The following is a 20,746-nucleotide window of genomic DNA, read 5'->3' as shown; positions in this document are numbered from 1 at the left end:
TTTCGATTGTTTTTCGAAGCTAAACCCCTTTTCTCTTAACCAGTATTCCAAATAACTTTGCGCGTTTTGCGGGGTGCAAATGTAAAACATTTTTTATCCAACTTCCAAACTTTATTTTTAAAAATTTCTTCTTAAATCTTAATTCGTTTCTCAGTATGTTTCTCTGAACGTTTTCGCTGTTGCGGGTGCAAAAATAGCACCTTTATTCAATTACACAACACCTTTTGCAAACTATTTTTAAACTTATTTTTTAATACCCTGATAACAAAGCTTTTCTATTTTAAACCTTTTTTGGTTTGTAGGAATTTGGAAGGGTTTGAGTCGATTAAGCTCAATGGACGCAAAGAAGTCACGAAGCAAACTAAGGCTATTCACTATATAGCTACTAATAAAAAAGCCTATACATATATAGTATAAACTTAAATTTTATTTACAATACTCTTTAAGGTAATTTTTGCTCCCAGTATTCATTGAGCTTTTCGAGATTTACCGGTTTAGCTGCAGGTTGATTTTGAAGTCTTCCGGTATCAAAAGCTTCCTGAAGTATATTTTCAATCAAATAATCTTCATTATTTTCAAATGGAAGGTATTGCGACTTTAAATTAATATCAAACATACTTGCTGCAGTATTTGACCAAAACGCCTTCCAGCCACTCTTTAAAGTTTTTATCAATTCATAAGTAGTAGTACCTGTCTGCCTATCTATTAACCTGACCAAAATACGCCCCTGGCTTCTGGACAGTTTTTTTAATCTGGCTTCAAATTCATTAGTCAAATAATCTTCGACTATTTTAAAATACTTTTTCTTTTCTCTTTCCGAAGAAAGCCGAGCCATTCCTTTATTTAAATTAGTAAGGCGATCGGCAGCCAATTTTGCATAAGGATAAGTTCGGTAAACACGATTTTGCAAAATAAGATATTGCTTTCTTCCTTCTTCATCCAGTTTGTTCTTTGAAATTATAATTTCAGGCAATTTGATAGTATCATTTAAAATACTGTCTTTCTCGGTTAAAATATACCCCATCGCATTAGGATTATTGGGCACAATCTGGCTAAAACCGGAAAAAGAGATTATTAAAAAAAATGCTATTAAATATACTGACTTCATATTAGGATTATTATTTGATGTAAAATTATACATTAAATATACAACTGTAATACCAAATTTATATTTTAGCAAAAAAATATTTTATGAGTACAAAATCGATATTAAACAATGATTCAATGGCTTTTTTAGAAAGCTACCTTAATAATGCTTCTCCAACCGGTTACGAAAGTAGTGGTCAAAAAATATGGATGGAGTATCTAAAACCTTATGTTGACACTTTTATTACTGATACTTACGGAACAGCTGTTGGAGTTATCAATCCGGACGCTACATATAAAGTAGTTATTGAAGGACATGCTGACGAGATTTCCTGGTATGTGAACTATATTACTGAAGACGGTTTGATTTATGTAATCCGTAACGGAGGTTCAGACCACCAAATTGCACCATCCAAACGCGTAAACATACATACTAAAAACGGAATTGTAAAAGGTGTTTTTGGGTGGCCGGCAATTCACACCCGAAACAGAGACAAAGAAGAAAACCCAAAAATCAGTAATATCTTTATTGATTTAGGCTGCGAAACCAAAGAGCAGGTTGAAAAATTAGGAGTTCATATAGGCTGCGTAATTACTTATCCTGATGAATTTGTAGTTTTAAACGAAAACAAATTTGTTTGTCGCGCTATCGATAACCGTATGGGTGGATTTATGATTGCCGAAGTTGCTCGTTTGTTACACGAAAACAAAGTAAAATTACCTTTTGGATTATACATTACCAATGCGGTTCAGGAAGAAGTTGGTTTGCGTGGTGCTGAAATGATTACTCAAACCATTAAACCAAATGTTGCTATCATAACTGATGTTTGTCACGACTCCACTACTCCAATGATTGATAAAAAAATTGAAGGAGAAACTAAAATTGGTAAAGGACCTGTTATTACTTATGCTCCGGCTGTACAGAATAATTTGAGAGATTTAATTGTTTCTACCGCTGAAGAAAAAGAAATTCCATTCCAACGTCTAGCTTCATCGCGTGTAACAGGAACTGACACAGATGCTTTTGCTTACAGTAACGGCGGTGTGGCATCTGCTTTAATTTCTCTTCCATTACGCTATATGCATACTACTGTTGAAATGGTACACAAAGAAGATGTGGAAAACGTTATTCGTTTGATTTATGAAACTATTCTTAAAATAGAAAATAACGAAACGTTTTCTTATTTTAAATAAAAAAAGACACTAATCCAATGAAAAAAATCCGCAATTCTTAATTAAATTGCGGATTTTAATTTTAAAATTATCTATCTAAATTATTACAGACTTGCTAAATAAGCCAAAACATTTTTTTCGATTCTTTCGTTGATGTTCGAAATATCAGCTTTTACAAATTTTTCGCCAATGATATTTTCGTATAATTCAATGTATCTGTCTGAAACCGTTTCGATGTAAGCATCTGTCATATCCGGAATTTGCTGTCCTTCTTTACCTTGGAAACCGTTTTCAATTAACCAGCGACGTACAAATTCTTTAGACAATTGCTTTTGTTCTTCTCCTTTTGCCTGTCTTTCTGCATAACCTTCAGCATAAAAATAGCGGGAAGAATCCGGAGTGTGAATTTCATCAATTAAAACAATAACTCCGTCTTTTGTTTTTCCAAATTCATATTTGGTATCTACTAAAATCAGTCCGCGACTTGCAGCAATTTCAGTTCCTCTTTCAAATAAAGCTCTGGTATATTTTTCTAAAACCAAATAATCTTCTTCGCTCACAATTCCTTTTGCCAAAATATCTTCTCTCGAAATATCAGCATCATGTTCTCCATTATCTGCTTTTGTTGTTGGCGTAATAATTGGTTCCGGGAATTTATCATTTTCTTTTAAACCTTCTGCCATCGTAACACCGCAAATTTGTCTTTTTCCTGCAGCATATTCGCGGGAAGCGTGCCCTGACAAATAACCTCTGATAACCATTTCCACCTTGAATGGTTCACATAAATGACCTACAGCAACACTTGGATCCGGAGTTGCAATCAACCAGTTTGGTACAATATCCTGAGTTAATTCCATGAATTTTGTAGCAATTTGGTTCAAAATTTGTCCTTTATAAGGAATTCCTTTTGGCAAAACCACATCAAAAGCCGAAAGCCTGTCGGTTGCTACCATTACCAATAATTCATCGTTGATATTATAAACCTCTCTTACTTTTCCTCTGTAAACTGATTTTTGATTTGGAAAATTAAAATTAGTGGTCGTGATTGTATTGCTCATCTAAATATATATTGCGTTGATTTTATAAGATTGCAAATTTAGGATTATTTTGAATAGAATTACAAAGAAACTTCTCTCTCTTTTATTCAGATTCCAAACTTACATTTTTCAGAATATTTTCAGCCAAATAATTTGCCACACCGTCTTCGTGATTTTTAGAAATGATTTCTAAATGTGCCAATTTGTCTTTCAAACTATCGGGCGCATTTCCCATCAGTAAACCTTTGGCTGTAGCATTCAGCATACCTTCGTCATTATATCCGTCACCAAAAGAAATTGCCTGATGAAATTCGAATCCTTCTTTTTCTAAAATGTGACCAATAGCCACACTTTTATCTACAGATTTATTCATGAATTCCAGACAATGAGGTAAACTAAAAGCATGACTAAAGGTATCCGGATGTTTTTCTAAAATTCTTTCACGTAATTCCAATAGTTTTCCGTGACTGTCATGTTTAAAAAAGATTTTGATCGCATTAAAGTCAGTCATCTCTTTATAATTGACTAATTCCGGAACATAACTCAGTTCTGTTTGAAATCCTATATTTTTTATCTTTATTATTTAATCATCTACTTTTGAAAAAAAATATTGTAACTCGTTATAAATATTAATGGAATCATTCCATTAGATTTTTCATTAGTATTTATTTAAATATTATTGGTTTTTGCGATTTCTGAATTTTTACAATATGAAAAGGAAAAGCAACATCTTGTGTTAATCCTAATTGTGAATTTTGTATTGTAACAGTAATATTATTAATACTTTCTACAATATTTGTTATATCAACAGTAGTACTTCTATTTTTAACATCAATACTAACAATAATTTGGTAATTATCAAAGTCTATGTTAGTCTCTTTAAAAGTAGCAACTATATTATTATCAATTGTATTAAAATTAGTTAATAATTTTTGCCAATCATTGTCATTGGTTATTATCATATTTTGTTTATTATAAATAGTGTTATTATTCAAATGCCCTTTACCAACTAAGACAGGCATAATAGTTTGTAGTCCAAACTTATTTACATCATCACTATTATTACAACTTGATATAAATACTAAAACTAAACTTAAAATAAATATTTTCATTATATTTTGATTTAAAAGTTAAAAAATTAATCTTTGATTACAGTCATTTCAATAAATTATTTTCATGAAATCTTACTTTACAATTACTTTATGACTTTCTATTTTCCCATCAACATCAATTTTCAAAAAATAAACTCCTTTATTTAATCCAGTAACATCTATTTGTGCATTATTATCTTTAATAAAAAGAATAAGCTTTTCAGTATTATTAAAATCATATAGTTTTCCTGTAATAATTGATTTTTTTGTTGGAGCTTTATTTTGATCCAAAAGTGCTATATTTATAATTGAACTAGATGGATTGGGATAAATTGTATACGTATTATCAATATCTTCGAACATTAAACTGTTGTAGCATTCATTGGCAACAATAGGAATATTTCCTGGCTCAGTTATTAGTTCTCCACATTGGTTTGTATAAGTAATATTGTAGAATATTTGTTCCCCTAATAGTGTTCTAGGTACATTAATTAAATATTTGCGTCCTAATCCGTCAAGAGTTAATCCATTTGGAATGTAATGAATCAAATTATTTTGGCTTGGAATTGAACTGCTAAAATTAGAAAAATGAACACTACTTGATGATCCATAAACCACATAACCTGCATAATTGTAATTCTCAAAACAAATGTCATCGTTTTCGTATGTTACTATATTTATATTTGAAGTATTCACAAGCATTCTTTTGGTTAATGTTTTATAACCACAAGCACTTGATTCGAAGTATAGTGATAATGTAACATAGCCATTGCCTCCTAATGGAGTTAGCGTTACTGTACTTGTATTTCCTCCTACAAGAGTTACTAAATTAGCTCCTTCAGTAATACTCCAATTCCAATTGTTTGATCCTGATGGTGCTGTATAAGTTTGACTATTACAAATACTTTCGTTCCCTGATATTTTAATTGAACATTGAGCCATTTTAACAGCTTCATAGGCATCTACCAAACCATACCCCATTTGATTATTCCATGTTCCGTTTACTCTTCCTAATACAGTACTATAACTATATATATTTCCGCTAACTTTTTGAGACGTTTGTTCAATAATATCACGAACTTCTTGACTTGTTAAAGATGGATTTACAGAAAGAATTAATGCACATATTCCTGCTACATGAGGTGCAGCCATAGAAGTACCATCTAAAGATTGAATACCATTATTAGGAACTGTTGATAAAATACTACTACCTGGGGCAATAACATCTAATTTTGTTCCATAACCTGAAAAACTTGAACGAGTCCCCGTAGATGTAATTGAGCCAACAGTTATTATATCATCATTAAAATTAGCTGGATAATCCATAATTGGACTTGAACTGCCAAAATTCCCAGCAGCGAAAACTATTAAAGTACCCTTGTTATTTCTACCTAAAGTCATTGCATTTGTAATTGCACTTTCTAGAATTGAACTATGTAGTTGATTATATTGACCTCCTTGATCACCCCAAGAATTATTAATAACATCTGCTCCATTCTGATAAGCCCAGCTAATTCCACTGGCAAGCTCAGCTGAGATATTAGGAGTTAATGATAATGAATGACTTATACTCATTATTTTTGATAATGGAGCAACACCCACAACTTGCAAATTATTATCTTTAATTGCTCCAATTGTTCCTGCCACATGCGTGCCATGAATATTACCATTAATGAAAAGACTGGGTGAAGTAAAGGTTTGAGCATTATAACTCAAATTAGAAATATTTCCTGATAAATCATTATGACTTTTATCAATTCCTTGATCAACAACCGCTATTTTCACATTACTCCCTTGTGAAATATTCCATGCCTGACACGCATTAATATCTATTGATGGATTAGCTGAATTATATAATCCCCATAAATTTCCAAAATTTGTGTCATTTGTACAGCTCTTTTTAAAATTAAACATAAATGCTGGATCAACATCAGCGAACAGACCTGTTTCGTAAAAATAATTCACAAGGTCTAATGAAGTTCCCTCAGTTGTTGTCTTTAATGATAAAATATACCAAAGGGGCATATTAGGAACTTGTTTAACAATTTGCACATCTTTTTGATCTGCAATTTTTTGCAATGTTATAAAATCATCAATATTATTAAGTTTGATATAAAAATAATTAGATGTACCAATTGATGAAGAATTGTTTCTTTTGTAATAAAAGGATACATTTTTTATATTCTGATTTTCTTTTAAAGAATTAATTTTTTGTAAAAACTCGAAATCACTAGGGATATTTTTAAATTCTAATTTTGCTATCTTTTGTCTTTTACTATTTGAACTGTCAATTTCAAAATTAAAATCTTTGACATTTAAAGTTGCAAAACTGGATTTTTGGGTGTTTTCATCAGCAGTAATATTAAGAAATGCTTTATCTAAAGTTAAATATACTTTTTGACCTTTGTAATAGTAATAATGTTTATCCTGTGCAAATATTCCGGATATGATAAATAAATAAATAATAACCAAATAAGTTTTTTTCATAATATATATTTTATATGGTGAACATTAGATTTATTTGGTTATGTATAATGCTTTAACAAATATATACAAAAAATTAATTATTTAATAATTTTCTTATATTAGTTATTTTAAAAAAACATAGTATATTATTATTTACTTTTTCTATAATTTATTGCTTTAATATTTCTCGGTTTATAGAATTTGAAGATTATTTTATAGTGGATAATATGCCGTTGGAGATTTGCAAATTTGCACAATATTAGGAGAACACAAAGACTCAAAAAAATCTGTGATAATCTGTGGCTAAAAAATGATTTGATTATTATAACAACGGTTTATTTAGATACCAAACCTACATTATTCAAAATTTTATCAGCCAAATAATTTGCCACACCGTCTTCATGGTTTTTCAAAATCACATCCAAATGGGCCAATTTATTTTTCAAACTATCCGGAGCATTTCCCATCAACAGCCCTTTAGCAGTAGTATTCAGCATACCTTCATCATTATAACCATCTCCAAAAGAAATTGCCTGATGAAATTCGAATCCTTCTTTTTCTAAAATGTGACCAATAGCCACACTTTTATCTACAGATTTATTCATAAATTCCAGACAATGAGGTAAACTAAAAGCATGACTAAAGGTATCCGGATGTTTTTCTAAAATTCTTTCACGTAATTCCAATAGTTTTCCGTGACTGTCATGTTTAAAAAAGATTTTGATCGCATTAAAGTCAGTCATCTCTTTATAATTGACTAATTCCGGAACATAACTCAGTTCTGCCTGAAATTCCATCAACTTACTGTCGTGTTTATTCGTTTGCCAAACATGTTCTTTAAAAAGTACCGTAGTATATTCATCAGGAATATCCATTTGTATTACTGATTTTACTGCTTCACTATCCATATTAGAGGTAAAAATCAATTCTTTATTAGGGGCATGAATTCTGGCTCCGTTTGAAGTAACCAAATAAAGTGGAAAATCTAAAGCAGCAACAATAGACATAGCATCAAGATGATGACGTCCAGTGGCTACAATAATTAAATATTCCTGTTGGTATAATTCTTTAAAAACTTGCTTGGTATAATCTGAAATGCGGTGATCGCTATTTAATAAAGTTCCGTCTAAATCACTTACAATGACTTTTATATTTTCTTTTATCATAAATTCATTCGCTCTAATTCTTTGCAAAAATACCTAAAACAGACCGAAAACTTTGCATTTAGTTATCAAAATAACAGCAATTTAACGCAAGGACAAACTTTTTTTCAACATAAAATTTCATCTAAAAACCGAATAATGTATAATTCTGCCAAAAATTCGATAACCTAGAAAATTACGTAAAATATTAAGCGCATTGGCATCAAAACCGATGGTATTTCGTTTAAATTTTCGCGGAGGATTTTCGGCAATTTTTAAAACTTTTTCTTTTATAGATTCCTTCAAATCTGTATTCTTTTTGGTTTTTCCTTCAACAATTGAACTTATTTTATGCATTAATTCATTGTAACATTTCAGAGGTGTTGTTTTACATTTACTCACATTTTTCTGAAAATTAGAAGGTGTATTTCCAAATTGCACAGTAGAAACGCTGATATTAAAATTCATCAACTCATATGCCATACATTCGGAAAAACTTTCCACGGCGTGCTTGGTGGAATGATAAAAACTCCCCAAAGGCAAATTGACCAATCCCGCGATAGAAGAAATATTGATAAAATGTCCTTTTTGTTGTTTTCTAAAAACCGGAGTAAAGGCACGACAAACTTTAACTACTCCCAACCAATTCACATCAACAATATTATTGATTTCTTCATCTTCAGAAAATTCGACAAAACTACGGTACCCAATTCCGGCATTATTAATCACCACATCGATGCTTTCAAAATCTTCCAGAATTTGTTGCTTAGCCCTTTCTATACTCTCAGTAGAAGTGACATCCAACAAATAGCAATGTATATTTTTCTCTTTATTAAGTTCTTTTCCTTGTTCTAAACAAAGCATCGTAGCGATAACATTCCAATTATTTTTTGCAAAATGTAAGGCTAATTCTTTTCCAATTCCTGTTGCTGCTCCGGTTATAAGTACCTTCTTCAATAGTTTGTGATTTTTATTAAAAAACTACGACCCCGAATGGGGTCGCAGTTGGTGTTATTTTACTGATTTTCAAAACATTTTTAATCTACATTTTCAGTATATTTATAAGCATCAATAATCTTTTTAACCAATCGATGTCTTACAATATCTTTGTCATCCAGATAAATAATTCCGATTCCTTCGATATCTTTCAATACTAATAACGCTTCTTTTAGTCCCGAAATTGTCCTGCGTGGTAAATCTACCTGTCCCGGATCACCGGTAACCATAAATTTGGCATTTTTTCCCATACGGGTCAGGAACATTTTCATTTGCGAATGTGTCGTATTTTGAGCTTCATCCAAAATCACAAAAGCATTATCTAAAGTTCGTCCGCGCATGAAAGCTAAAGGTGCAATTTGAATAATTCCTTTCGAAATATAATCTTCCAGTTTTTCATTAGGAATCATATCACGCAAAGCATCATATAAAGGTTGCATGTATGGATCCAGTTTTTCTTTCATATCTCCCGGAAGAAACCCCAAATTTTCACCTGCTTCTACCGCAGGACGTGTTAAAATAATACGTTTTACCTGTTTTTCCTTTAAGGCTTTTACTGCCATAGCCACTCCGGTATAAGTTTTACCAGTACCTGCAGGCCCAACAGCAAAAACCATGTCATTTTTGTTAATCGTATCGACTAATAATTGTTGGTTAGGAGTCATGGCTTTTACAATTTTACCTCCTACTCCATGCACTAAAATCTTGTCATTTGGACTCATTTTTTTGTCGTCCTGAGCGTCTCCTAAAATAACACGTTCTATTACATTATCATCAATATTGTTGTAACGTGTAAAATGAAGCATCAATCTTTGAAAACGCCTTTCGAACTCGTCCAATATGTCTTTTTCTCCAAATGCTTTTAAAGTTGTCCCTCTGGCAACTATTTTTAATTTTGGATAATATTTCTTAATAGTTTCAAGATGAGAATCCTGAGCACCCCAAAACTCTTTTGGAGCGATGTCTATAAGTTCGATGATTCTTTCGTTCAAAGGATATAATTTTTTAGTATTACTAAATCAATTTAAAATCTCGTCCAAAATGGAAGTACATCTTGGTTTTATTTGGTTACTAATTTATAATTTGTTTTTGCTTTTTTGCGTTTTTGAGATTACTATTATTAGCTTTGCATATCTCAAATTTAATGAAAATTAATTTTAGATTTCACCAATAGTTATAAACAAAAATATGTCAATAATTACCCTTACTACCGATTACGGCTTGAAAGATCACTTTGTTGGTGCACTAAAAGGGAAAATTTTATCCGAGTATCCGGAAGCCCAAATTATTGATATTTCGCACGATATAGACCCGTTTAACATTGTGGAAGCCAGTTACATCATTGGCGCTGCCTATTCGAGTTTTCCTAAGGGAACCATTCACATTATTGGAGTCGATATGGAGCTGAATAAAGAGAATCTTCACATTGTGATGCAATGGAACGATTCTTATTTTATTGCTGCTGACAACGGCATTTTAAGTATGCTTTCGCAAAAAATAGTTCCGCAAAAAATTGTCGCCATCAATATCCACGACCGGTTGCCAATTGACGCTTCGGGATTAGATGTTTTTGTAACGGTGGCCTGTCATATTGCCAGAGGTGGTTTGCTGAATGTAATTGGAAGAGAAATTAGCACCGTAAAAGAAGTTACTGAAATGAAAACGGTCGTTTCCAACGACGGTAGTACCTTGAAAGGACATGTTATTTACATTGATCATTTTGGGAATGTGGTTACTAATATTACCCGAAAACAATTTCTCGAAGTCGCCAAAGGAAGACCGTATGAAATCCAGATGAAGACCAAAAATATCAAAACCATATTGCCTAATTATTCCGCGATTGCTATTTCCGACAAATATCTTATCAAAAATTATGAAGGGGAAAAGCTGGCTCTTTTTAACGAAGCCGGTTATCTGGAGATTGCTATTTTCAGAAGCAATCCTTCTAAAATTGGTTCAGCAAGCAGTTTGTTAGGATTAAATTATCGCGATGCTGTAACTATTGAATTTAAAAATTAAATTTTTCGATTAACCAAACTAACAAATACACGAATAAACATATATGAAAGCCCTATTATTACGTGAAATTAAATCCTTTTTTGGTTCGCCCATAGGTTATTTAGTTATCGCCATTTTTTTAATCATCAACGGATTATTCCTTTGGGTTTTTAATGGCGAATACAACATCCCAAATTCCGGATTTGCCGATATGACTCCGTTTTTTACTCTGGCTCCCTGGATATTTGTTTTCTTAATTCCGGCAGTAACCATGCGCTCATTCTCTGACGAAAGAAAACAAGGAACACTTGAATTATTACTCACTAAACCCTTGTGTGTTTGGCAAATAGTCAATGGAAAATTTATCGGAGCCATGTTGCTTATTTGGATAGCAATTTTGCCAACTTTTATTTACGTTCAGGTAATTTCTGGTTTAGGAATGCCCGAAGGGAATATCGATATGGGAAGCACTGTTGGTTCTTATTTTGGATTATTATTTTTAATTGCCGCTTATTCCGCCATCGGAATTTTTACTTCTACCCTATCCGATAACCAAATTGTAGCTTTCATTCTGGCGGTGTTTTTATGCTTCTTTTTCTATTTTGGATTTGAAGGTTTTGCCATAATTATTCCTTCTTTTTCTTCGGCGATTTCGGCTTTAGGAATGCAAAATCACTTTAAAAGTATGAGCCGCGGCGTGATTGACACCAGAGATATGATCTATTTTATCAGTCTTACGATAGCGTTTCTTTCGTTTACTGTTTACCAACTTAAATCCTTCAAATTGTAATGACAACTGCTAAAAAAAGAAATCTTAAATCGGTATTTGTTACAATTGCAATTCTGGTTATTATAAATGTAATTGGAAACTCGTTTTTTCATCGGTTTGACTTAACTAAAGACCACCGATACACTCTTTCGCAAACTTCTTTAAACATTATAAAAGAGGTAAAAGAACCGCTGTCAATCAAAATTTACATGGAAGGCGAATTGCCGGCCGAGTTCAGAAGATTACAACAGGAAACCCGTGAATTACTGGAAGAATTTCAAGCCTATAATTCGAATATTATTTTCGAATTTGTCAATCCTTTGGAAAATGAAGACGAAAGCATGGACAACATCAAAACTTTGTACATGAAAGGCATGACTCCGGTAAACATCACCGTGGACGACAAAGGAAAGCAATCTCAGGAAATGGTTTTCCCCTGGGCAATTGCAGTCTATCACAATAAAGAAGTCAATATTCCTTTATTGAAAAATATCATGGGGGCTTCCACAACCGAAAAAGTGATTGGTTCCGTTCAGCATTTAGAATATTCGATAGCCGAAGCTTTGAATAAGATTACCAAAGAAAAGCAGAAAAAAATAGCGGTTATCAAAGGGAACGGCGAAATTCAGGACATCCTAATTGCTAAATTTTTACTGCAAATACGCGAAAGTTACCACATAGGTCCTTTCACCTTAGATTCGGTTGCTAAAAACCCAACAGGAACTTTGGAAGCGCTAAAAAAATACGATTTAGCTATTATTGCTAAACCAACAGAAGTGTTTACAGATGCCGAAAAACAAGTATTAGATCAATTTGTAATGAATGGCGGAAAAAGTATGTGGCTCATGGAACAAACTACCGCCGAAATGGATAGTTTGTACAACGATGCCGGCGCTTCGATGGTTTTCCCTAAAAACCTGAATATGAACGATATGTTCTTTAAATACGGAATTCGTATCAATCCGGATATTGTAAAAGACGAACAGGGAAGTCCAATTAAACTGGCTACAGGCGAACAGGGAAGCGCTACCCAATACCAATCTTTCAATTGGAAATTTGCCCCTTTAGTTTATCCGGAAAGTCAACATCCGATTGTGAAAAATCTGGGAGGAATTAAGTTTGATTTTACCAGTCCAATAGACACTTTGAAAAACGGAATTAAGAAAACCGTTTTATTACAATCGTCACCATATTCAAAAAAAGTAGGAACTCCTATCGAAATCAATTTGAATATTGTAGCCGAAGAAACCAGCCCGAATCATTATATCAATACCGGAAATCTTCCTTTGGCGGTTTTACTCGAAGGTAATTTTCATTCGGCATTTCAAAACCGTGTTTTAGCTTTTAAACAAAACAACTTTAAAGCTCAGGGCAAAAACAATAAAATGATTGTCATTTCGGACGGAGATGTTATCAAAAACCAATTGGATAAAAATTATGCACCGGTTGAACTGGGTTACGACCAACGTTCGGGAAATCTATATGACAACAAAGATTTCCTGCTGAATTGCGTGAATTACCTCCTGGACGACAACGGACTTATTAACATTCGATCAAAGGATTTGGATTTACCATTATTGGACAAAGAAAAAGTATATGAAAATTATACCCGCACTCAGCTCCTAACTATCGGGCTTCCAATTCTAATTTTAGCTGTTTTTGGCGTTGTTTTTAGCTTTTTGCGAAAACGCAAATACCGCAAATAGATGTTAATAAAAATTTTTCAATACTAGCTTTGTTTACGATATATTTGTAAAAATGTATTATTTTCAAATTCGAGGACAGAATAACATAAAAAACAAAATAAAATTAATGAAATGGTACGGTTTACCAAAGTAAATTAGTTTAACCCCGCTATTTCATTTTGCAATAAAAAATAAATATAATCTTCATATGAAATTTATAGTATCGAGTTCGTACTTATTAAAACAATTACAAGTTTTAGGAAGCGTTATCAACAGTAGCAACACTTTGCCTATTTTGGATAACTTCTTATTTGAATTAGACAATAACGAATTAACCGTTTCTGCTTCTGATTTAGAAACAACCATGTCGGCTACTTTGTCTATCGATTCTACAAGTCAGGGAAGTGTTGCCGTTCCTGCCAAATTACTTTTGGAAATCTTAAAAACCTTTCCGGAACAGCCACTTACTTTCACCGTTGAAGAAAACAACACTATCGAAATCAGCTCTAATTCCGGAAAATATGCCTTAGCTTATGCTCCAGGAGAAGAATTCCCTAAAGCGGTAAACTTAGACGAACCATCGGTAACTTTAGTTCCTGCTGACGTTTTAGCGACTGCGGTAAGCAAAACTATTTTTGCTGCCGGAAACGACGATTTACGTCCGGTAATGTCTGGAGTGTTTTTCCAATTCTCTCCGCAGGGGTTGACTTTTGTAGCAACTGATGCTCACAAATTAGTAAAATATGCCCGTACCGATGTAACGGCTTCTCACGTGGCTGATTTTATCATGCCCAAAAAACCATTGAATATTTTGAAAAATATTCTGGCAACTTCAGATGCGGAAGTAAAAATTGAATACAACGATTCGAATGCTACTTTTTCTTTTGATAATTACGTACTAATGTGTCGTTTAATTGATGGAAAATACCCAAATTACGAAGCCGTAATTCCGAAAGAAAACCCAAATAAATTAATGATCGACCGTTCTCAGTTTTTGAGTTCTGTACGTCGTGTGGCTATCTTTTCGAACAAAACCACACACCAAATCCGTTTGAAAATTGCAGGTGCTGAATTAAATGTTTCTGCTGAAGACATTGACTACTCTAACAAAGCTGAAGAAAGATTAACTTGTGATTATCAAGGGGATGATATGCAAATAGGTTACAACTCCCGTTTCCTGACTGAGATGCTAACTAACTTACAATCTGACATGATTATGCTGGAAATGTCTTTGCCTAACCGTGCCGGAATTTTAACTCCCGTTGATGGTCTGGAAGACGGTGAAACGGTTACTATGCTGGTAATGCCGGTAATGCTGAATAGTTAAGATTAATTTAATAAAAAAATAACGTTTTATTTTTGATATTAAAATATAATACTTATCATTGTAACATAATTCGTAATTAACCAACCATTTTTTATATTTAAAAAAAACCGCGATTCCTCCTTGAAAAGCGGTTTTTTTTTCATTTATAACAGCCCCCAATACACGAATTAATACTAACTCTTTTTCTTTTAATTCCACTAATTCGTTAAATGCGAATAGCTTTTATCTTCAATAATTACAAATAATAATTAATAATTCAAAACTCTGAAATCCTTTTAATCATTCTACAATCTGTATGTTAACAAAGCAATTTATGTAATGCAATGAATATGTACTATTCTAAAAAAAACATTCGTGAATTAGCGGCTAAAAAATCAAATAATCTCCATTTTCTTCATCAGGAAACTGGCACTTTTATTTTGACAAATACCTTTACGAAGTTTATAATCAAAATGTAGCTCATCATTCAGGATTTCGACTTCAAAACAATTATTAGTTAAAATCTCCGAAAATTCATTTGTTGTCAAACACACTTCGATATCGTGAGTCGCAATGGCTCCGATGGCTTTTTTAGTAATCAGCTTTTTCACCACTTCAATAGTTCCGTTTCTCTTATCATCAGAATTCGTTCCACGTAAAATTTCGTCCAATAAAACAAAGGAAACTTCCGCTGTGAGACTTTCCATAATTTGCTTTAAACGTTTGATTTCGGCAAAGAAATACGATTCACTATCCGACAAAGAATCCGAAAGTCGCATAGAAACTAAAACTGCTAACGGATGAACCTGTGCCTGCGTCGCACAAACTACTGAACCACTACCTGCCAAAACCATATTAATTCCCAAACTTCTCAAAAAAGTACTTTTACCGGACATATTCGAACCCGTTAAAATCATAAAGGATTGCGGATAAAAAACGACGTCATTCCCTACTCTTGTTTTTGGATTCAATAAAGGATGACTCAGATTAGTAAAATCAATTTTAAAATCAGTATTTAAAACAGGAAAGCAATAATCCGGATTATTATGAGCTAAATTAGCAAAGCTGTTTAATTTTTCAATTTCTCCAATAACCGTCAGCCAATCTTCAAGAGCGGCTGCATGTTCTTTTTTCCAAGTCAATAAAGCCTTTAAAACATGAAAATTAAACAAAAAAGTTCCGTTGAAAACAACCGCCGTAATCAAATTGGCAATAGTATCATTTCTCGAAAATAATTCGGATAATTGTTTTAAATGCAAGCTTGCATTTTCTTTTTTCAGCTTCAACTGCTGCTGTAATTCCACCAATCTTGGTGCCGAAAAATGTTCTTTTTCTATTTTCTCCAGCAAAAGTGCATACTGTCTAATTATTTTATCAATATCATCCGATTTAGCTATTTCTAACTGAATTCGTTTTAAAAACTTACCTAAAATGATCAGATTGAGGATAAACAAATAACTTAAACTCTTCAAAATAATCAAATCAGAAGTGAATAAGTAAGCCATAAAAGTTATCAAAAAAACAACCGGACTTATATAAGAGAAAAATAAAGTCCATTTAGGTAAAGGCCTGCTGTTAGACCGGCTCCAGGCCAACAAAGATTTGTAACTCGGTTCATTATCTTCGGCAACTTTGGCTAAAGCCAAAAATTCCTGACGAAATTCTACTTTTGAAGTCAACTCTTTTGTTGCTTGTTGATTTTCCTGAATTTGTTTGTTAGAAGATTTTTGCAACAAACTATCTGCTAAAGTCTTTTTTCCAATGTAAGTTGCCGTTCTGTTCAAATATTGGAACAGGGAATTATTTCCAAAAATATCCAAATCATACGCATAAGGATGATGAAAATCTGTAAACTCAGCTCCATTTTCAAAGGGGATTTTTTTTCGTTCCAAAAAACCCAACTCGTCCTGATTGATATTCAAAAGTGCCTGATTCAATTTTTTTTGAAACTGAAGTTGGGAATGTCTTCGCATTAACCCAATAAAAATGACCAAAAACAATCCGGAAAACAACAAATAAAGAAAGCTGTTTTGCTGGAAATAATAATATAATGACAATAAAAAAAGCGCAATACTTCCTAATCGCAACAAACTAATTAAATTATACTTTCGATTGATTTTACTTAATTCAGCGGTAAAAAAAGAAATTTTGGACGGATATATATTCATAATTCAAAAATGAAATACAAATATAAAGGAGCTTGTATTATAATTGCCCTTTTTTAGCTTAATCTTAAAAAAGTTAAAGCGTAAATTTTCTCAAAATTCACAAAAACTTATTGAATAGGAATCGCTAAAATAGGAATATCCCAATGAGCTGCAATATCTTTAGTTAAACTGTGATGAAACAAACTTTTAAAAAAGTTATGCTTATAAGCCAACATTATCAACATATCGATATCTTTAAACAGAATAAAATCAAGAATACTTTCTTTCACTTCTTCGCTTAAAACCACATTAAATCCCACCGGATCATTGGCAAATTCTTCTTCCCATTGTTTAATCGTTTCTTTGGAAACATCCGAAGCATCCGTTTTAACATAGAGACATTTAACTTTGGCATTCATTTTTTTGGCAATTTCAACCACATTTTTCAAAGCCGGCTTGTCTTTGGGTCTAAATCGGGTTGTAAAACCAATGTTTTTTATCGTTTTAAATTTGGCCTCAGCCGGAATACTCAACACCGGTATATCTACATCCGAAATTACCGCAGTTGTTCGGGTTCCTAGGAACAATTCGGTCCAGCTTTTTTCACCTTCTGTTCCCATAACGATAAAATCGATTTTATCTTCCTGAATCGACCTTTCGATGGTTCCCAACAAATTTCCGTCCATCAACCGATGAGACATTTTTATATGACTCAAATTACGTTCCTGAGCAATAGCATGCAATTTAGGTAATTCATCTTTAAAAAATTCAAATTGGGTCAACTCCACCGATTCGTAAATCAGCATATAATTTTCCGGAAAATACTGGCTGTCGAAAACAGGCAAATCAAAAGCGTGTAACAATATCAACTCACCCTCAATGCAATTGGCAAATTCTAAAGCATGAATAAAAGCATTGGTGGCAGTTTCAGAAAAATCGGTAGGAAATAAGATGCGTTTCATTTTAAATCAGTTGTAAAATTAAACCTTAGCTAACCCAATAAAGATACAATTTTAACGCTTTAATTCCCAATAAATTATGCTTTTATGTTATAAGTTTTAACAATACTTAACCAGATTTAGTACCTTTGCAGCCAATTCAGAAAAAAATGCTTAACAACGATTCAATAGTCGCGCTGGCCACAGCTTCAGGAACCGGAGCCATTGCCATCATACGTGTTTCCGGACAGGATGCCATCAGCATCGTGAACACTGTTTTTAAATCAATAAAAAACAAAGATTTAACGAAACAAAAATCACACACTTTGCATTTAGGGCATATTGTGGACGAGGCAAAAACTTTGGATCAGGTATTGGTTTCTGTTTTCAAAGGACCTAATTCCTATACCGGCGAAAATACTGTTGAGATTTCCTGCCACGGATCGACTTATATTCAACAACAAATTATTCAATTATTATTAAGAAAAGGCTGTCGCATGGCCGATGCCGGAGAGTTTACACTAAGAGCTTTCTTAAACGGAAAACTGGACTTATCTCAAGCCGAAGCTGTTGCTGACTTAATTTCGTCTGACAACGAGGCTTCTCACCAAATTGCAATGCAGCAAATGCGTGGTGGATTTTCGAATGAAATTGCCAAACTGCGTGAAGAACTATTAAATTTTGCTTCTCTTATCGAATTAGAATTAGACTTTGCCGAAGAAGATGTAGAATTTGCCGACAGAAGTCAGTTTAACGAATTGATTAACCGCATCGAATTTGTCTTAAAAAGACTAATTGACTCTTTTGCTGTAGGAAACGTAATCAAAAACGGAATTCCGGTTGCTATTATAGGTGAACCGAATGTAGGAAAATCGACACTGTTAAATGCTCTTTTAAACGAAGAACGCGCCATCGTTTCGGACATTGCCGGGACTACCCGAGACACTATTGAAGACGAATTAGTCATTGGCGGCATTGGTTTCCGTTTTATTGACACTGCCGGAATTCGTGATACGCAGGATGTGGTGGAAAGTATCGGGATTAAGAAAACTTTTGAGAAAATAGAACAGGCTCAAGTTATTTTGTATTTAGTTGATGGTTGTCAGTTGTCCGTTGATGGAAAACTAGATAATTTACTTGTTGAAATCAACAGAACACAAAATCAATACCCTCAAAAACCGATTTTAATTCTTATCAATAAAAAAGACTTGCTCCCTGATAAGCTATTAAATACAATTGAGACAAAACTATCAACTAACAACCAACAACTAACAACTCTATTTATTTCCGCCAAACAAAACATTGGGGTTGAAGAATTAAAAAACCAACTGCTCTCTTTTGTCAACACCGGAGCTTTGCGAAACAACGAAACTATTGTAACTAACACCCGTCACTATGATTCGCTTTTAAAAGCCTTGGAAGAAATACAAAAAGTAAAATTTGGATTAGAAACAGGTCTTTCAAGTGACCTGATGGCACTGGATATCAAAGAAGCCTTGTATCAATTCGGAATGATTACCGGACAGGTGACTAACGATGAATTACTTGGGAATATTTTTGCTAATTTTTGTATCGGGAAATAATGTAGTGATCAGTCAGGAGTTACAGTTGGTAGTTTACATTCAAAAAAATAATTAGGCTACTTTTTCTGGCTATACAATACAAATCCGCAGGAATCAGTCCATAAAAACACCCCCAAAAGAGCTCCTCCGAAAAGTCAGGATTCGCTATTTTGGGGTTTATTTTATAAAAGGCTTTTTTTGTTTGCGGGCTTTTTGTTGCTATCCAGGTCAGAAACAAAAAAATTGAATATAAAATTTGTAAAAATCAAACTATAAAAAGAAAACAACCCAAATAAAAAATGCTATTTTTGAAAAATAACAAGAAACAAATAAATGCAAAACAATCTGCAAAAGATTTACAAATTCTAAAAAAAACATTAAAATGAATTTAAATTTTAATATGAAATTTGCGGAAGGTTATTCTAGTAATTCTCAAATAGCAAGGGTTCTAACTGAAAATTGGGTTAAAGAAAATTCATATTGCCCATGTTGTGGTGAAAATCCTATTTTTGAATACGAAAACAATAGACCTGTTGCAGATTTTTATTGCATTAAATGTACAGAAGAATTTGAATTAAAAAGTAAAAATGGAAAATTAGGTGGAATTATTAACGATGGTGCATACACCACTATGATTCAAAGAATAACTTCTAATACGAACCCTAATTTTTTCTTTCTTACATATAATAAACAAAATACAGTAGATAACTTTTTAATAATTCCAAAACAGTTTTTTACACCAGAAATTATTATAAAAAGGCCTCCTTTATCTGATAATGCAAAAAGAGCAGGTTGGATTGGGTGTAACATCAATATTTCCACAATTTCCAATTTAGGAAAAATATTTATAGTAAATAATTCAAATATCGTTAAACCTGAATTAGTTCAAGAAGCTTTTAATAAGACACAATTTTTAAGAGAAAAGAGCATAGAATCAAAAGGCTGGATATTAGATATTTTAAATTGTATAGAAAAAATTCCAAAAAAAGATTTTACTTTGAAAGAAGTTTATCACTTTGAAAAAGAACTTACTATTAAATACCCAAACAACAACCACATCAAAGATAAAATTCGTCAACAATTACAGTTTTTAAGAGACAAAGGTTTAATTGAATTTAACGGAAGAGGTACTTACAAAAAAACATAAAAATGAAGAAATATATTTTTATTACAACTGAAGGAAGTACATTTTCTCCAAATGGAGAAGAAGTTGAAAATATGCAAGTTATTGGAATTGTTGAAGATATTAACAATGAAGATGAAGCATTAAAAAAACTATTAATTGAAAACACATGGATAATTGATAGTGAATTTAATGTTGCAGAATTTATTTGCTATGAAATAGCATGA

At 32.6% G+C, this 20,746-nt stretch carries 18 protein-coding genes; 8 read left to right on the top strand and 10 right to left on the bottom strand.

Going from position 1 to position 20,746, the window contains the following annotated elements; genetic code table 11:
* Positions 1–442: 442 nt before the first annotated feature.
* Complete coding sequence (locus H599_RS0112515) at positions 443–1,108, bottom strand: DUF4294 domain-containing protein (protein WP_026714447.1); 666 nt, start codon at positions 1,106–1,108, stop codon at positions 443–445.
* Between the two features lie 83 nt (positions 1,109–1,191).
* Here H599_RS0112515 and H599_RS0112510 point away from each other — a divergent pair, with 83 nt between their 5' ends.
* Positions 1,192–2,280, top strand: coding sequence for a M42 family metallopeptidase (locus H599_RS0112510; protein ID WP_026714446.1), 1,089 nt, complete (start codon positions 1,192–1,194; stop codon positions 2,278–2,280).
* Between the two features lie 83 nt (positions 2,281–2,363).
* Here the strand turns inward: H599_RS0112510 and H599_RS0112505 are convergent, their stop codons facing one another.
* The 7 genes from H599_RS0112505 to H599_RS0112475 all read right to left on the bottom strand — a co-directional run bounded on the left by H599_RS0112505 (position 2,364) and on the right by H599_RS0112475 (position 9,983).
* Positions 2,364–3,317 carry a phosphoribosylaminoimidazolesuccinocarboxamide synthase gene (locus H599_RS0112505; RefSeq protein ID WP_026714445.1) on the bottom strand — a complete coding sequence of 318 codons (954 nt, stop codon included), beginning with the start codon at positions 3,315–3,317 and terminating at the stop codon, positions 2,364–2,366.
* A gap of 82 nt (positions 3,318–3,399) precedes the next feature.
* A complete protein-coding gene (locus H599_RS19695; protein WP_262493891.1) occupies positions 3,400–3,843 on the bottom strand; it encodes an HAD hydrolase family protein in 444 nt (147 codons plus the stop codon).
* A gap of 118 nt (positions 3,844–3,961) precedes the next feature.
* Positions 3,962–4,408, bottom strand: a complete 447-nt coding sequence (locus H599_RS0112495; protein WP_026714444.1) for a hypothetical protein — start codon at positions 4,406–4,408, stop codon at positions 3,962–3,964.
* Between the two features lie 72 nt (positions 4,409–4,480).
* On the bottom strand, positions 4,481–6,874 hold the full coding sequence (locus H599_RS20365) for a S8 family serine peptidase (protein WP_051590737.1): 2,394 nt from the start codon (positions 6,872–6,874) through the stop codon (positions 4,481–4,483).
* A gap of 314 nt (positions 6,875–7,188) precedes the next feature.
* Complete coding sequence (locus H599_RS0112485) at positions 7,189–8,019, bottom strand: Cof-type HAD-IIB family hydrolase (protein ID WP_026714443.1); 831 nt, start codon at positions 8,017–8,019, stop codon at positions 7,189–7,191.
* Between the two features lie 117 nt (positions 8,020–8,136).
* Entirely contained in the window at positions 8,137–8,952 is an 816-nt protein-coding gene (locus H599_RS0112480) for an SDR family NAD(P)-dependent oxidoreductase (RefSeq protein WP_026714442.1), read from the bottom strand.
* A gap of 80 nt (positions 8,953–9,032) precedes the next feature.
* The gene (locus tag H599_RS0112475) at positions 9,033–9,983 is read right to left on the bottom strand and encodes a PhoH family protein (RefSeq protein ID WP_026714441.1); all 951 of its coding nucleotides are present in this window, start codon (positions 9,981–9,983) and stop codon (positions 9,033–9,035) included.
* Positions 9,984–10,179: 196 nt separating this feature from the next.
* Here H599_RS0112475 and H599_RS0112465 point away from each other — a divergent pair, with 196 nt between their 5' ends.
* The 4 genes from H599_RS0112465 (at position 10,180) to dnaN (ending at position 14,770) form a co-directional block, all read left to right on the top strand.
* Entirely contained in the window at positions 10,180–11,010 is an 831-nt protein-coding gene (locus H599_RS0112465) for an SAM hydrolase/SAM-dependent halogenase family protein (RefSeq protein WP_026714439.1), read from the top strand.
* Between the two features lie 43 nt (positions 11,011–11,053).
* On the top strand, positions 11,054–11,779 hold the full coding sequence (gldF, locus tag H599_RS0112460; RefSeq protein WP_026714438.1) for a gliding motility-associated ABC transporter permease subunit GldF: 726 nt from the start codon (positions 11,054–11,056) through the stop codon (positions 11,777–11,779).
* Entirely contained in the window at positions 11,779–13,464 is a 1,686-nt protein-coding gene (gldG, locus tag H599_RS0112455) for a gliding motility-associated ABC transporter substrate-binding protein GldG (protein WP_026714437.1), read from the top strand. The genes gldF and gldG overlap by 1 nt, the downstream gene beginning before the upstream one ends.
* A 187-nt stretch (positions 13,465–13,651) precedes the next feature.
* Positions 13,652–14,770: a DNA polymerase III subunit beta gene (gene dnaN / locus H599_RS0112450; RefSeq protein ID WP_026714436.1), complete on the top strand. Its 1,119-nt coding sequence runs from the start codon at positions 13,652–13,654 to the stop codon at positions 14,768–14,770.
* 374 nt (positions 14,771–15,144) lie between these two features.
* On the opposite strand, the gene H599_RS0112445 is transcribed toward dnaN, so the two are convergent.
* Together H599_RS0112445 and H599_RS0112440 are read right to left on the bottom strand one after the other, a co-directional pair.
* Positions 15,145–16,917 carry a MutS-related protein gene (locus H599_RS0112445; RefSeq protein WP_026714435.1) on the bottom strand — a complete coding sequence of 591 codons (1,773 nt, stop codon included), beginning with the start codon at positions 16,915–16,917 and terminating at the stop codon, positions 15,145–15,147.
* Positions 16,918–17,024: 107 nt separating this feature from the next.
* Entirely contained in the window at positions 17,025–17,858 is an 834-nt protein-coding gene (locus tag H599_RS0112440; RefSeq protein WP_026714434.1) for a universal stress protein, read from the bottom strand.
* 146 nt (positions 17,859–18,004) lie between these two features.
* Between H599_RS0112440 and mnmE the strand changes: the two genes are divergently transcribed.
* From mnmE to H599_RS19685, 3 genes are all read left to right on the top strand, one after another.
* Complete coding sequence (mnmE, locus tag H599_RS0112435) at positions 18,005–19,417, top strand: tRNA uridine-5-carboxymethylaminomethyl(34) synthesis GTPase MnmE (protein WP_026714433.1); 1,413 nt, start codon at positions 18,005–18,007, stop codon at positions 19,415–19,417.
* A 361-nt stretch (positions 19,418–19,778) separates the two neighbouring features.
* Entirely contained in the window at positions 19,779–20,543 is a 765-nt protein-coding gene (locus tag H599_RS0112430; RefSeq protein WP_026714432.1) for a DpnI domain-containing protein, read from the top strand.
* A gap of 2 nt (positions 20,544–20,545) precedes the next feature.
* On the top strand, positions 20,546–20,746 hold the full coding sequence (locus tag H599_RS19685) for a hypothetical protein (RefSeq protein WP_035141567.1): 201 nt from the start codon (positions 20,546–20,548) through the stop codon (positions 20,744–20,746).

It is taken from the genome of Flavobacterium daejeonense DSM 17708, assembly GCF_000425425.1.
Classification (GTDB): domain Bacteria; phylum Bacteroidota; class Bacteroidia; order Flavobacteriales; family Flavobacteriaceae; genus Flavobacterium; species Flavobacterium daejeonense.
Note: the sequence above shows the minus strand (reverse complement) of the source record. Positions and strands in the feature narration are given on the sequence as shown.